The following is a 13,439-nucleotide window of genomic DNA, read 5'->3' on the forward strand; positions in this document are numbered from 1 at the left end:
CTCCGTTACCGCCCTTAGTTGTCGCGAACCGACTGACGTCGCCGCACCACGTCCGCCGAACTCTCCAACGCCAGCGGCAGGTAGAGGGTGACCGTCGTGCCCTCGCCTTCGGTCGACTCGATCTGCACCCCTCCATGATGGGCGTGTGCCACGCCCAGGATGGACGCCAAGCCCAGCCCCCGCCCAAACGATTTGCGGGTGAAGTAAGGATCAAAGACGTGATCGAGGTCGTAGCGCGAAATCCCCACTCCGGCATCGGCCACCTCCAGGGTGGCATATAGCCCGGCCGGCAGCGCCAAATGATAAGGCCCAGCCATCGGCTTCGGTTCGCCCAGCACGTCCTGATCGAGCGTCACGGTCACCCGACCCTGGCGCGCCGTCATCGCCTCGTAGGCATTGGCCACCAATCCCTCCAAAGCTTTGTGCAACAAATCGCCGTCCACTCGCGCCACGGTGTCCTCTTTGATGTCCACCTCCAGCGTCACCCCCGCTGGCGGCGCTGGCAACGCATCCATCGCGTCCCGTAGCCATCGCGCCAACCCGACTGGCCGGGGCTGCGGCTGCGCATTGCCCGAGTAGAGGAGCAGTTCCGCTACGATGTCGGCCGCGCGCTGGCATTGCTGCACCTGCGCTTCGGCAAAATCCATGCGCTGGCGATCCCCCTTCGACTCAATGCGAATCAGTTCCGCGTTCCCCATCACCGACGTCAGGATGTTGTTGAAATGATGCGCGATGCCCGCGCTCAGATGCCGCAGGCTGTCCAAACGTCCCGCCGTTTCCAGCCGCCTCCGCTCGAGCTCAACCAAGGTGCGCTGCAAACGTGCCACCGCCGGCCGGAACACCAACAACGCCTCAACCACCAACACCGCCAACGTCACCAATAACAGCCCCAGCTCCAGCTTCTGCAACCACGCCACCCGGCCCGCTACACTGAGCTCCAACTCACGCACCGTCGCATCCATCAGGGGCAAAAACACTTCCTGATTGTGCAGCACCGCCGCTGCCATCGCCGGCGTCAGTTCCTGCCCCTGCTCCAGCCTGTCCACTACCGTTGCGATCGCTTCGAGCGGATGGCCCACGCGCTCAAACATATCCTCGATTGAGGACCGCGCCGCGCGCCCAAACGCCAGCTCTCGCGAAGACTCGATCAAATCCAGATGCGCCTGCCTCCACTGGTCGCGCAGACGCACGATCTCCGCCAACTGCTCCGCCCGCTCTGCCTCCGCCCCCCGCTCCAACAGGGTCAGCTTCAGGCTCAGCCGCTGACTGAGCATGCGTTGGAAACCGGCCTCATTGACGACGCGACCGCTCCGACTCTGCGAGGCCAAGGCATACTGCACCAGCACCTGCCCACCGATCGCCAGGAGCGCGACCGTGCCCAACGCGAGGATGTAAAGCCGCCGGAAATGACGCGCCGTCCGCCGGCTCTCCGCGGAGTCGGTGTCAGCAGGCGAGGACTCGTCAGGGCGCGACACGGACCGCACCCTGACGCTTTTCAGTGCCTCAGGCAAGCGCCTCGGCGATCCGTTTCAGGGCATTTTCAACATTGGCGCGGGAGTTAAACGCGCTGATGCGCACGTGCCCTTCGCCACATTTGCCGAAGCCGGCGCCCGGCGTGCAGACCACGCCCGCCTTGTTCAGCAACAGGTCGAAGAACTCCCAGGAATCGCGGCCCGTGTTGATCCAGATGTAGGGTGCGTTGTCGCCGCCCACGCAGCTCAGACCGAGGTCCTGCATCGCGGTCCGGATGAGCGCAGCATTCTCCAAATAGAAATCGCTCAAGGCCTTCACCTGCGCCTGGCCTTCCGGCGTGTAGATCGCCGCGGCGGCCTTTTGCACCGGGTAGGAGACGCCGTTGAACTTGGTCGTGTGGCGGCGATTCCACATGCTGTGCAGCGAGTGCGCTTTGCCGGTGGAGTCGTAGGCCTGCAGCTTCTTCGGGATCACCGTGTAGGCGCAACGCGTGCCGGTGAACCCCGCCGTCTTGGAGAAGCTGCGCAGCTCGATCGCAACCTCGTCCGCCCCGGGGATCTCGTAGATGGAGTGCGGGATGGACTCGTCGCGGATGAAGGCCACGTAAGCGACATCGTAGAGAATGATCGCCTGGTTCGCCTTCGCATACTCCACCCACGCCGTCAGCTGCTCGCGGGTCGCGACCGCGCCGGTCGGGTTGTTGGGGAAGCACAGGTAAATGAGGTCAGTCGGCTCGCTCGGGATCGCCGGCACGTAGTTGTTCTCCGGCGTGCACTCGAGATAGGTCACACCTTCGTAGCGGCCGCCCACGTTGGCGCCCGTGCGGCCCGCCATCACGTTGGTGTCGATATAAACCGGATACACCGGATCCGGGATCGCCAGCTTCAAGCCCTCCTCAGCAAAGATTTCCTGGATGTTCGCGCTGTCGCACTTCGCACCGTCCGACACGAAGATTTCATCCGGCGCGATCGTGCAGCCGCGCGTGGCGTATTCACCCTGCGCGATCGCCTCGCGCAAAAACGCATAACCCTGCTCCGGGCCGTAGCCACGGAAGGTCTCGCGCTTGGCCAACTCGTCCGCGCCTTCATGCAGCGCCTTCACGCACACTTCCGGGAGAGGCTCGGTCACGTCGCCAATGCCGAGGCGAATGAGCGGCTTGTCGGGATTGGCCGCCGTGTAGGCGTTCACGCGCTTGGCGATGTCGGCAAAGAGATACGAAGCCTTCAGCTTCAGGTAGTTTTCGTTGATGCGGATCATGGGTAAAAGGGACGAACTGCGGTGAAGATCGCCAGGCGTTTGCCGGGCAAAAACTTGAATAAGTGGAGCCGCCGGAATTTGATCAAGCCCGCTTCGGATAGCACCCGCTCCTCCTTTTCCGCCGGCCCATGCAAACTCTCCGCACCGTCTCCGAGATGCAAAACGTCGCCCGCGAGCTCCGCTCCGCTGGTCGCACCATCGCTTTTGTGCCCACCATGGGCGCCCTCCATGAGGGCCACCTCGACCTCGTCCGCCTCGCCGCCACCAAGGCCGATGTCGTGGTCGTCTCCATCTTCGTCAACCCGACCCAGTTTGGCCCCAACGAAGATTTCCAACGCTACCCGCGTGATCTCGAGGGCGACTCCGCCAAATGCGAGACGGCTGGCGCCCACTACATTTTTACGCCCACCAAGGACGAACTCTACCCCGCCGGTTACTCGACCTTCATCACCGAAGAATCCGTTGCCAAACCCCTCGAAGGCATCTCGCGCCCCGTCCACTTCCGCGGTGTCACCACCATCGTGGCCATGCTGTTCAACATCGTGCAGCCCACCTGCGCCATCTTCGGCCAAAAGGACGCCCAGCAGGTCGCCGTCATTCGCAAAATGGTCGCCGACCTTCACCTGCCCGTGGAGATCATCACCTGCCCGACCACCCGCGACCACGACGGCCTCGCCCTCAGTTCCCGCAACGCCTACCTCACCCCGACCCAGCGCCAGGCCGCCCTCGCCATTCCGCGCACCCTTCAGGCCATCAAAGCCATGGCCGAAAAAGGCGAGCGTCGCGTCGAACGCCTCACCGCCGAGGCCACCCACCTTCTCGCCGACCAACGGCAGATTCGCGTGATCTACGTCGCGCTCGTCGACCCGCAGACCATGCAACCCCTCCGCGAACTCGAGCCCGGCAACGCCCTGCTCGCGATCGCCGCCTGGGTCGACGAAACCCGCCTCATCGACAACATCCTCCTGTAAGTCGAGGCCCCGCCTTTTCTACCCCCTTCATGACCCCCAACATCCGCCCCGCCACGCTCGACGACGTCGAGTCCATCCAAGCTATCTACGCGCACCATGTCACTCACGGCACGGGCACGTTCGAGACCGAAGCCCCGACCTACGAGGCGATGCGAGGTCGTTTTATGGCGATCTCCGGCCGAGGTTACCCCTTCCTCGTCGCGACCATGGATGACACCGTCGTCGGCTACGGCTACGCCGGTCCCTTCCGCGAGCGCCGCGCCTACCAATACACCGTCGAGGACTCCATCTACCTGCATCCCGATCAACGGGGCCGCGGCTTCGGCCGCAAACTCCTCGCCGAACTCATTTCCGCTGCCACCACCGCCGGCTTCAAACAAATGATCGCCCTCATCGGCGACTCCGACAACCGCGCCTCCATTCGCCTGCACGCCAACGCCGGCTTCGCGTCCACCGGCACCATGCACCGCGTCGGCTACAAGTTCGATCGCTGGCTCGACGTGGTCATTATGCAGCGCGAACTCGGCGAGAGCTGAACCCCGTTTCAGTTTCCCTGCCCGCCGCGCACACCGACTTCCTTCATGCCACAATCCTTCGACGTCCTTGTGCTCGGCAGCGGTATCGCTGGCCTGAGCTTTGCCCTCAAAGCCGCCCAGTCGGGCCAGTCGGTCGCCATCCTCACCAAGAAGAACAAGGCCGACTCCAACACCAACTGGGCGCAGGGCGGCATCGCCGCCGTCACCGATCCGACCGACGACGTTGAAAAACACGTCGCCGACACCCTCATCGCCGGCGACGGCCTGTGCCGCGAATCCGTCGTGCGCGAGATCGTGCGTGACGGCCCCGCCCGCGTGCAGGAACTGGCCGAGCTCGGTCTCAAATTTTCCCGCGACGCCGCCGGCGCCTACGACCTCGGCCGCGAGGGCGGTCACAGCGAACGCCGCATCCTTCACGTGAAGGACATGACCGGCAAAGCCATCGAGGACGCCCTCCTGCGCGCCATTTCCAAGGAGCCCCGCGTCGCCCTCTACGAGCACGTCTTCGGCATCGACCTCATCACCACCGGCAAAGCCAAACAACGCCGCGTCCAGGGTCTCTACGCCCTCGATGTGAAAGACGGTCGCGTCATCACCTTTCGCGCCCCCGTCGTCATGCTCTCCACCGGCGGCGCCGGACGCGTTTACCAGTATTCGACCAACCCCGACATCGCCACCGGCGACGGCATCGCCATGGCCTACCGCGCCGGTGTCGAGATCCGGAACCTCGAGTTCATTCAGTTTCACCCCACCACCCTCTTCACCGCCGATAACAAACGCTTCCTCATCAGCGAAGCCGTCCGCGGCGAGGGCGCCATCCTGCGCAACCTCAAGGGCGAGGCCTTCATGCCCCGCTACCACGCGCAGGCCGACCTCGCCCCCCGCGACATCGTGGCCCGCGCCATCGATGCCGAGATGAAGGCCAGCGGCACGCCGCACGTCTGGCTCGATATCACCCATCGCAACGCGCCCTACCTGCGCCGCCGGTTCCCCAAGATTTACAAGACCTGCAAACAACTCGGCTTCGACCTCGCCACCGACTACCTGCCGGTCGTCCCCGCCGCCCACTACACCTGCGGCGGCGTCGCCACCAACCTCGAAGGCGAAACCAGTTTACCCGGCCTCTACGCCTGCGGCGAAGTCGCTTGCACCGGCCTGCACGGCGCCAACCGCCTCGCCTCCAATTCGCTGCTCGAAGCCGTGGTCGTCGCCCACCGCGCCGCCGGCTCCGTCGAGCGCTACCTGGAGCGCCTGCCCAAAACCCGCAAGACCCCCATCCCGGCATGGGTCGACCTCGGCGGCCACGACGCCGACGAACGCGTTGTCATCAGCCACAACTGGGACGAATTGCGCCGCACCATGTGGGACTACGTCGGCATCATGCGCACGACCAAGCGCCTCGAACGCGCCCGCACCCGCATCGCCAACCTCGAACGCGAAATCCAGGACTACTACTGGAACTTCTCGGTCGACCCCGAGCTGCTCGAACTGCGCAACCTCACCACCATCGCGCGCCTCATCGTCGCCTGCGCCCTGCAACGCAAGGAAAGCCGCGGCCTGCACGCCATCGCCGACTACCCCAAACCCCGCAAACGCCCCCTCGACTCCAAGGTCCGGCTCTAGCACCAAAATGTAGCAGCGGCCGTGTCGGCCGCTCCCCCTGCCTCTCGGCCCCCCACCCGCGTTTCACCATTGCGAAATCCGCCCGTCTCGCGGTCTGTGACCGCGCATGACCTTTCCGCTCCACCTCCTGCTGCCGCTGGCCAGTAGCTTCGGCTACGTCGCCGGCGTGTTGCTGCTCAAACGCAGCGCGGCGTTCGGCGTGGGGCTGTGGCGCACCACCTTCGTCGCCAATGTCATGCATGCGGTGTGCATCGCACCGTTTTGGGCCCTCGGTCCCGGCCCGGGCACCGGCGCTTGGTGGCAACCGCTCGTCACCGCCCTGCTGTTTTTCGCCGGGCAGATCTTTACCTTCCTCGCCATCGAACGCGGCGACGTCTCCATCGCAACACCCGTCCTCGGCGCCAAGATCATCCTCGTCGCCTTCCTGAGCGCCGTGTTTTTGCCCGACCCTATTCCACTGAAATGGTGGATCGCCGCCGTGCTCAGCGTCGCTGCCATCGCGTTGCTCAACCGCCGTCCGCGCCACACCGACGCGCCCACCGCTCGCGCCACCAACATCGGAGGCACCGTCGCGGCCGCCTTGGGCGCCGCGCTCACCTTCGCGGCCAGCGACATCACCGTGCAGGCTTGGGCCCCGCTTTGGGGCGTGGGCCGCTATCTGCCGATCATGTTCGGCCTGCTGGCGCTGTTGTCCTTTGCCCTTTTCCCGGTTTTCAGCGCGCCGCTGCGCAGCATCGCCCGCCCCGCCCGACCGTGGCTGCTCGGCGGCGCCACCTTGCTCGGCGTGCAGGCGGCCGGCATGGGCATCGCCATCGGCGCCTTCGGTGACGCCACCGCCGTGAACATCGTCTATAGCTCCCGCGGACTCTGGGCCGTGCTCGCGGTCTGGTGGATCGGTCACTGGTTCAAAAACGAAGAACAACACCTCGGCCCCGCCACCCTGCGCCTCCGCCTCTGGGGCGCCGCCCTCATGCTCGCCGCCATCGGTCTCGTGTTGGTGTAGGCTCGGCCGTTCGGACCCCCTCGAGCATGCCGCAATTTCATGGCGACTGCGGAGTTGAAGGCTTGCCAATCCCGATCGGCATCCCGCAACTACCGCCCAACGCGTCGCCCTAATGACTCTACGGAGCGCGGACACTTTTTCCGTGAAGAGTCATGCTACCACGCCTGCATAGCCTTACCCTGCTGCGCCTATTTGCCGCCAGCTGGGTTGTGGTTTTTCATTTTCATCACAAGTTTCCGCCGGCTCCCGGCGGAGTTTGGGAGCGCTTTTGTGGCAACGGTCACTTCGCCATGCCGTTATTTTTCGTCCTATCGGGATTGGTGCTCGCTTACTGCTATCCCCGGATTCCGGACGCATCCGCAATTCAGCGCTTCTACTGGGCGCGCTTCGCCCGAGTTTTTCCAGCCTATGCGGTGATGCACCTGCTGGCGTTGCTCCTGATGGTCGAACTCTGGCACAGCGATCCGGTCAGGTGGATCTACAGCAACGTGCTCTCCGCCCTCGGGCTGCAGGCGTGGTTTCACTACACCTTTCCCATCGGCCTCAACGGGGCCACTTGGTCCGTTTCCGTCGAGGCCTTTTTCTACCTCCTCTTTCCCGCCTTGTTGCCCGTTTGTCAGTATTTCGAACAACGCTGGGGGCCACTCCGCCCGCTGGTTTTATGCATCTTGTTCAGCACATTTATCGGCTTCTCCGACATCGCTTTCGAGACCGGTTATGATTCGGGTTACTACATCCTCCCCATCCTGCGGCTACCCGATTTCATCTTGGGCGTGTTTCTTGGTGTCCAATTGCGCCGGGAATCGAAGCTGGGCCCACGTGCCTGGCTGGGGCTCATCACCGCACTGGTCTTGTTTTCGGTTGTAACCACTCTGCCAAATTCGTGGCTGGGCAGCACCCAAATGAACTTCCGCGCCCGGGGCTTGGTCTCTCTCGCTGTCTGTGGCCTACTGTTCTTTTGCGCCCGCGTTGAACAATACCACCGCCCCGCGTGGCAGTCCTTGCCGCTGCGCATCCTCATCTACCTCGGCGAGGCTTCCTACGCACTGTTCCTCGTGCACGTCCTGCTCGTGCGCATAATGGAATTCCCCGTCTTTCGCCCCACTGTAATGGTCCTCAAGGTCAAGGGGCTTCACTCCGAAGCGTGGATCGTGTTCTGCACGATCAGCCTGGTTGCTGCCATCGCGCTGCATGAACTTGTCGAGAAACCTGCCCGTCGCTGGCTCAAACGCCGCCATACCCGATCCGCTCCGGCCTCCCCCGCACTACCACCCGTTGAAGCGTTCACCGTCCGCTCGTAGTCACCGCCCCCCATTCCCCCGCCGGCAACGGGGCGGCTGCAGCGGCCAAACGGCTCACGTCATTGACACCCCCATTGTATATACATCCTGTCTATACACCATGACCAAGACGGCCAAGCTCTTCACCAACGGTGGCTCCCAAGCCATTCGCCTGCCCAAGGAGTTTCGCTTCCCCGGCAAGGAGGTCCGCATCCGCAAAACCAAGAACGGCATCTCGATCACCCCCATCGACGACGAAAAGGAAAAGCGCCGCCAAGCCTTCATCGCCCTCGCCGGCTCCTGCCCGGATTTCCCCGACATCCCGCCGCATACCGCTCCTGATCTTCCGCGCGACCTCGACTGGTAGACCATGATCTACCTGCCGGATACCAACGCCCTTTCCAAATACTTCCAAGGGCGCGACCCGTCCCTTCGCCATCAAATGGGTGCGGCATTCGAAGATCTGAGATTATCTTCCATTGTCTTGGCCGAACTCGAATACGGAGCGTCGAAAAGTGGAGTGGCCCGTCACCGCCAGAACGTCGACCAACTGGTGGCGCAACTCCCCCTCCTCGTGTTCAATGCCGAGGATGCCGCGATATATGGCCGCCTACGGGCTCACCTCGAAAAACGCGGCCAGATCATCGGTCCTATCGACACCCTCATCGCCGCCCAAGCCTTGCGCCTCGGGGCCACTGTCGTCACCCACAACCTCGCCGAATTTAAACGCGTCCCCAAACTCAAGGTCGTCGATTGGCAGGCAGCCTAATGATTCCTACCTTCTCCGAGTTTCAGTGCGTAGGCGGTAGCCGAAGCCCTTCGTGTCCATTCGTGGTTAAAAACCAAACCAGTTCCTCTCGTCCATGAGCGCCGAACAACTTACCGGCGTCCTCGAGCGCATCATTTTTTCCAACGAGGAAAACCACTACACCATCGCCGAGTTCCGCGCCGGCGACGGCAGCGAGAAGGTCACCATCGTCGGCACGCTCCCCGGCGTGCAATGCGGCGAAACCCTTCACCTCGACGGCGAATGGACCCGCCACAGCCAGCACGGCCTGCAGTTCAAAATCGCCGGCTTCCGCTCCACCCTGCCGTCCACCGTGTATGGGATCCGCAAATACCTCGGCAGCGGCCTCGTTCCTGGCATCGGCAAGGTCTACGCCAACAAGATCGTCGACGCCTTCGGCACTGACACCTTCCGCGTCCTTTCCGAAGAAAGCGCCCGCCTGCGCACCGTGCCGGGCATCGGCAAAAAGCGCGCCATCAACATCAAGGCCGCTTGGGACGACCAACGCGCCTTCCGCGAGCTCTACATCTTTCTCCAAACCTACGGTGTCACCACCAGCCAGTGCGTGAAACTCAACAAGGCCTACGGCGCCCAGGCCCAGACCGTGCTCACCACCGAGCCCTACCGCGTCGCCCGCGAGATCGACGGCATCGGCTTTAAGACCGCCGACAAAATCGCCATCAACCTAGGCTTCGCCAACGACGCCCCGCCCCGCCTCGACGCCGGTCTCATCTTCGCCCTCGAAACCCTGCAGGAGGAAGGCCACACCGCCCTGCGCGAAGCCGATCTCATCGCCCACGCCGCTGAGATGCTCGACACCTCGAAAGAGCGTCTTGAGGCCCGCGTCGCCGCCCTCATCGATCAACGCGCCCTCGCCCGTCACTGGCCCGCGCAAGAGGCCGATCCCCTGCCCGGTTCCGGCTTCATCCAACTCCCCGTGCTCGACCGCGCCGAGGAACGCATCGCCAAGGTCGTGCAACGCCTCGACGCCGTGCCCTCCGGCCTGCCGCCCATCAAGATCGAAGCCGCCATCACCTGGGCCCAACAAAAAGCCGAAATCCAATTCGCCGCCAAACAGGCCGAAGCCATCCGAACCGCCCTCGCCCACAAGACCAGCATCCTCACCGGCGGACCCGGAACCGGAAAAACCACGATTTTGCGCGCGCTCGTCGACATCCTGCGCGCGAAGAAGGTGCGCCTTCACCTCGCCGCGCCTACCGGTCGCGCCGCGCAACGCCTCGCCGAAACCACCGGCGGTTTCGCGTCCACCATCCACCGGCTGCTCAAATTCGACCCCGCCAAAGGTCACTTCACCACCAACGAGGATCACCCACTCGCGACCGACTTCCTCGTCGTCGACGAGGCCTCCATGCTCGACACCCGCCTCGCCGCCGCGCTCCTCCAAGCCGTGCCCTCCGCCGCGCACTTGCTTCTCGTCGGCGACACCGACCAGCTGCCTTCCGTCGGCGCCGGCAACGTCCTGCAGGATCTCATTGCCACCCAGCGTCTGGCGGTCACCCGCCTCGATGTCATCCATCGCCAGAAGGGGCAGAGTGGCATCGTCACCACCGCCCACGCCATCAACGACGGCGTCCCCACCCTGCCACCGACTATCCCCGAACTCGACGCCCTGCAGGCGTGGAGCGACCTCAATTTCATTCCCGCCGCCGACCAACAGGATTGCGTCAACAAGGTCCTGCGCCTCTGCCGCGAAACCCTGCCGCGCCTGCACCCGTGGATCAAACCCATCCAGGACATTCAGGTCCTCGCGCCCATGCACCGCGGCACCGCCGGTGTTGGAAATCTGAATACATCCCTCCAAGGTGCGCTCAACCCCACCCGCCAAGGGATCAAGTTTGCCGGCGGTGAATTCCGCGCCGGCGACAAGATCATCCAGCTGCGCAACAACTACGACAAAAACCTCTTCAACGGCGACATCGGCACCGTCGTTTCGACCGACGGCATCAACGGCACCCTCACCGCCCGCTTCGACGACAACGAACACACCTTCGAGCGCGGCGAGTTCAACGACCTCGCCCTCGCCTACGCCATCAGCATCCACAAGAGCCAAGGCTCCGAATACCCCATCGTCGTCATCCCGCTGCTCAAAGCCCACTTCATGATGCTGCAGCGCAACCTCCTCTACACCGCCATCACCCGCGGCAAAAAGAAGGTCTACCTCGTCGGCGAACCCGCCGCCTACGGCATGGCCGTGCGCAACCACGAAGCCAAAGTCCGCAGCACCCACCTGAAGCAAAAGATCACGCTCCTGCCCTAAAGCCTGTCAGCCGGGACGCAGCACCAGCATCGTCGTCGCGCCGGCGAAGAATTCGTAATCCACCGGGACCTCACGGGCTTCGACTCCGCTCTCGCCCAACTCTCCTATCAAGTCACCAAGCTGTGGATACGGCTGACCATCCGCCCCGCAGACCGGGTGAATCCGCACTTCGTCACGCGCCACCCGCATCAGCTCCCGGCAGGCCGCGAGATGGAAGGCAAAGTCGAAGAGCGCCGGATAAATGAAGAGCAGGTGGGCGCACAGCACCACATCGAACGCCCCGTCCAGAAACGGCAGCTTCGGCAGCGCCGCGCCAAAGTAACGCCCATGCTCTCGATGGGCCGCAAAATCCCCCAGGAAACGCTTCGCCGCGCGACGCCGATCGGCCTCGGCCTCATCGACCGACGCAAAACTCTTAAAGCGAAACCGCCCACTGTTCTGCCCGGTCCGCATGCGCTCAAACATATGCTCGTAGTCCTGTGCCACCTGCCGCTCAAGATCCGCGGGATTGCGCGCATAGAGCGGATCCACTGCGACCGCCTCGACGCCCCCCCGCCGCGCTTCCGCCGTGAACGAGGACGGCCCCGCCGCCACATCGAGCACCGACCGACCGCGCAACGCGTCGACATCGAGGTCAAAGAACTGGACATATTCAGCCAAGGAACGGCCAAAGAACGCGACCGCCGGCCGCTCAAACACCGGCGTCAACGACCGGCTCTTTTTATCATCAAAACTCATAAAATTACATAATGGCGTCACCTAATGGGTGACAGGTGGCGCCGCGCCTCGCCGGGCGCGGCCAAGGGAAAGGGAGGAAAAGCGGACAACAAAAAGCCCGATTCGCAGTGGTGCGGAATCGGGCTTGGCGGGAAGCGGATCGAGCGCGTCAGCCGCTCGCCGGGAGGTTCAGGGCAACCTCACCATCGCCAAGCCGATGAACGCCACCAACGACGCATTCCCGAGCAGGGCAACGGCGTCGCGATCGAAAGCTGAGTAAGCAGGTGGGAGTTCATAACGGCACCACCCATGGTCGGCATCGACCGGCGAATCAACTCCGATTCCGTCCGACGCAAAACCTACCGCCGGAAAATGCCGCGAATTCGACTGGTTCGTTTGAACGGCGCGGCCGTGCCGCCACTCGTCTTCTTCGGTTCAAAGACGTCTGGCGGCGGTGGCGGCAGGCCCCGACGCACGCGGTCCTTTTCCTGCAGCTGCCGCTCCAACTCGCGCAGACGTTCCTCCCGCTTGCGGATCTGTTGGTCCAGATCCCCCAACGCCATGCGCTCATCACGAAACACGTTTTTCTCCGCCTCAAACACTGCCCGCGCCTTCGCCAAATCCTCCCAGCCCTGCCCCGCCGTCGCGGGCGGGAAAGGCAGCTGTGTGTAACCCGTATCGACGCTCTTGATACTCGGCTTTCCCGGTAAGAGGGATTCACGTTGCCGCAACCGCGCCTCGTAGTCACGGAGGTTGCCCTCCCGGGTCTGTAAATCCTGCAGCGTCTGCTGCCACAAATCACATTCCGCGCGCAACTCCGCTCGCGCTCGCTCCAACCGTTTCGCCTCGTCGGCCATCTTCCGCCGCCGTTGGTCCAACGCCTGCCGCTCGTCCGCGAGCATGCGCGCCCGCTCATCCATCGCTGCCTGCGCCGCCTCCACCAAGTCGCGCTCCCCTTCGAGTTCCAACAACGCCCGCTTGAAACGCTCCCGCATTTCCACCGCTTCCGCATCCGTGTGCAACGAACGCAGCACCGGCTCCATTTCACGCAAGGTGCGTTCCACCTCGCTGAGCTCCACCGCCGGCGTCGTAGCCACCCCTTCCACCCGCTCCGGCGCGACCAACGCCAACACGCGTCGCACCACCGGCTGCACCTCTTCGTTCAACGGCCACACGTCGGTCAATCCCTCGCGAATTCCCTGCACCACCAGCGGCAGTTGTAGCTCCGGCAATAGCATGACGATCGGCGGCTCATCCCCCAGCTCATCCCGCAAACGGCCCGCCCACGCAAAGGCCTGCTCCCCCACCCCTTGATAACCGATCAGGATCAGATCGAAGCTCTCCGCGACCGCCTCTTCGACCGCGGACTCCGCAGCTTCCACCGCCTTCACCTTCATACCCGCCTCCACGAGAAGCACGGCCAATACCCGGCGGAGATGGGCATCGGCATGCATGATAAGAATGTGGGGAGTCGTGGCAGGCATGATGAATAAGTGGGTAAAACTACGCCCCAG

The 13,439-nt window shown here is 63.7% G+C and carries 12 protein-coding genes; 8 read left to right on the forward strand and 4 right to left on the reverse strand.

What is annotated here, in order from left to right:
• Positions 1 to 14 precede the first annotated feature (14 nt).
• On the reverse strand, positions 15 to 1,475 hold the full coding sequence (locus K1X11_RS11545) for an ATP-binding protein (protein WP_221032033.1): 1,461 nt from the start codon (positions 1,473 to 1,475) through the stop codon (positions 15 to 17).
• 28 nt (positions 1,476 to 1,503) lie between these two features.
• Positions 1,504 to 2,730, reverse strand: a complete 1,227-nt coding sequence (locus tag K1X11_RS11550; RefSeq protein ID WP_221032032.1) for an LL-diaminopimelate aminotransferase — start codon at positions 2,728 to 2,730, stop codon at positions 1,504 to 1,506.
• Positions 2,731 to 2,858: 128 nt separating this feature from the next.
• On the opposite strand from K1X11_RS11550, the gene panC reads away from it, so the two are divergent.
• The 8 genes from panC to recD2 all read left to right on the forward strand — a co-directional run bounded on the left by panC (position 2,859) and on the right by recD2 (position 11,208).
• Positions 2,859 to 3,701 carry a pantoate--beta-alanine ligase gene (gene panC, locus K1X11_RS11555; protein ID WP_221032031.1) on the forward strand — a complete coding sequence of 281 codons (843 nt, stop codon included), beginning with the start codon at positions 2,859 to 2,861 and terminating at the stop codon, positions 3,699 to 3,701.
• 29 nt (positions 3,702 to 3,730) lie between these two features.
• The gene (locus K1X11_RS11560; protein ID WP_221032030.1) at positions 3,731 to 4,237 is read left to right on the forward strand and encodes a GNAT family N-acetyltransferase; all 507 of its coding nucleotides are present in this window, start codon (positions 3,731 to 3,733) and stop codon (positions 4,235 to 4,237) included.
• A gap of 45 nt (positions 4,238 to 4,282) precedes the next feature.
• Positions 4,283 to 5,860: an L-aspartate oxidase gene (nadB, locus tag K1X11_RS11565; protein ID WP_221032029.1), complete on the forward strand. Its 1,578-nt coding sequence runs from the start codon at positions 4,283 to 4,285 to the stop codon at positions 5,858 to 5,860.
• A gap of 106 nt (positions 5,861 to 5,966) precedes the next feature.
• The gene (locus K1X11_RS11570) at positions 5,967 to 6,863 is read left to right on the forward strand and encodes a DMT family transporter (protein ID WP_221032028.1); all 897 of its coding nucleotides are present in this window, start codon (positions 5,967 to 5,969) and stop codon (positions 6,861 to 6,863) included.
• A gap of 152 nt (positions 6,864 to 7,015) precedes the next feature.
• Positions 7,016 to 8,164, forward strand: a complete 1,149-nt coding sequence (locus tag K1X11_RS11575) for an acyltransferase family protein (protein WP_221032027.1) — start codon at positions 7,016 to 7,018, stop codon at positions 8,162 to 8,164.
• Positions 8,165 to 8,264: 100 nt separating this feature from the next.
• Positions 8,265 to 8,510: an antitoxin gene (locus K1X11_RS11580; RefSeq protein ID WP_221032026.1), complete on the forward strand. Its 246-nt coding sequence runs from the start codon at positions 8,265 to 8,267 to the stop codon at positions 8,508 to 8,510.
• Positions 8,511 to 8,513: 3 nt separating this feature from the next.
• Positions 8,514 to 8,912, forward strand: a complete 399-nt coding sequence (locus K1X11_RS11585) for a type II toxin-antitoxin system VapC family toxin (protein WP_221032025.1) — start codon at positions 8,514 to 8,516, stop codon at positions 8,910 to 8,912.
• A gap of 94 nt (positions 8,913 to 9,006) precedes the next feature.
• The gene (recD2, locus tag K1X11_RS11590) at positions 9,007 to 11,208 is read left to right on the forward strand and encodes an SF1B family DNA helicase RecD2 (protein ID WP_221032024.1); all 2,202 of its coding nucleotides are present in this window, start codon (positions 9,007 to 9,009) and stop codon (positions 11,206 to 11,208) included.
• Between the two features lie 6 nt (positions 11,209 to 11,214).
• Here recD2 and K1X11_RS11595 read toward each other — a convergent pair whose 3' ends face one another.
• On the reverse strand, positions 11,215 to 11,946 hold the full coding sequence (locus tag K1X11_RS11595; protein WP_221032023.1) for a class I SAM-dependent methyltransferase: 732 nt from the start codon (positions 11,944 to 11,946) through the stop codon (positions 11,215 to 11,217).
• Positions 11,947 to 12,284: 338 nt separating this feature from the next.
• Positions 12,285 to 13,409: a hypothetical protein gene (locus tag K1X11_RS11600; protein ID WP_221032022.1), complete on the reverse strand. Its 1,125-nt coding sequence runs from the start codon at positions 13,407 to 13,409 to the stop codon at positions 12,285 to 12,287.
• Positions 13,410 to 13,439: the final 30 nt, after the last annotated feature.

Source organism: Actomonas aquatica (assembly GCF_019679435.2).
Classification (GTDB): domain Bacteria; phylum Verrucomicrobiota; class Verrucomicrobiia; order Opitutales; family Opitutaceae; genus Actomonas; species Actomonas aquatica.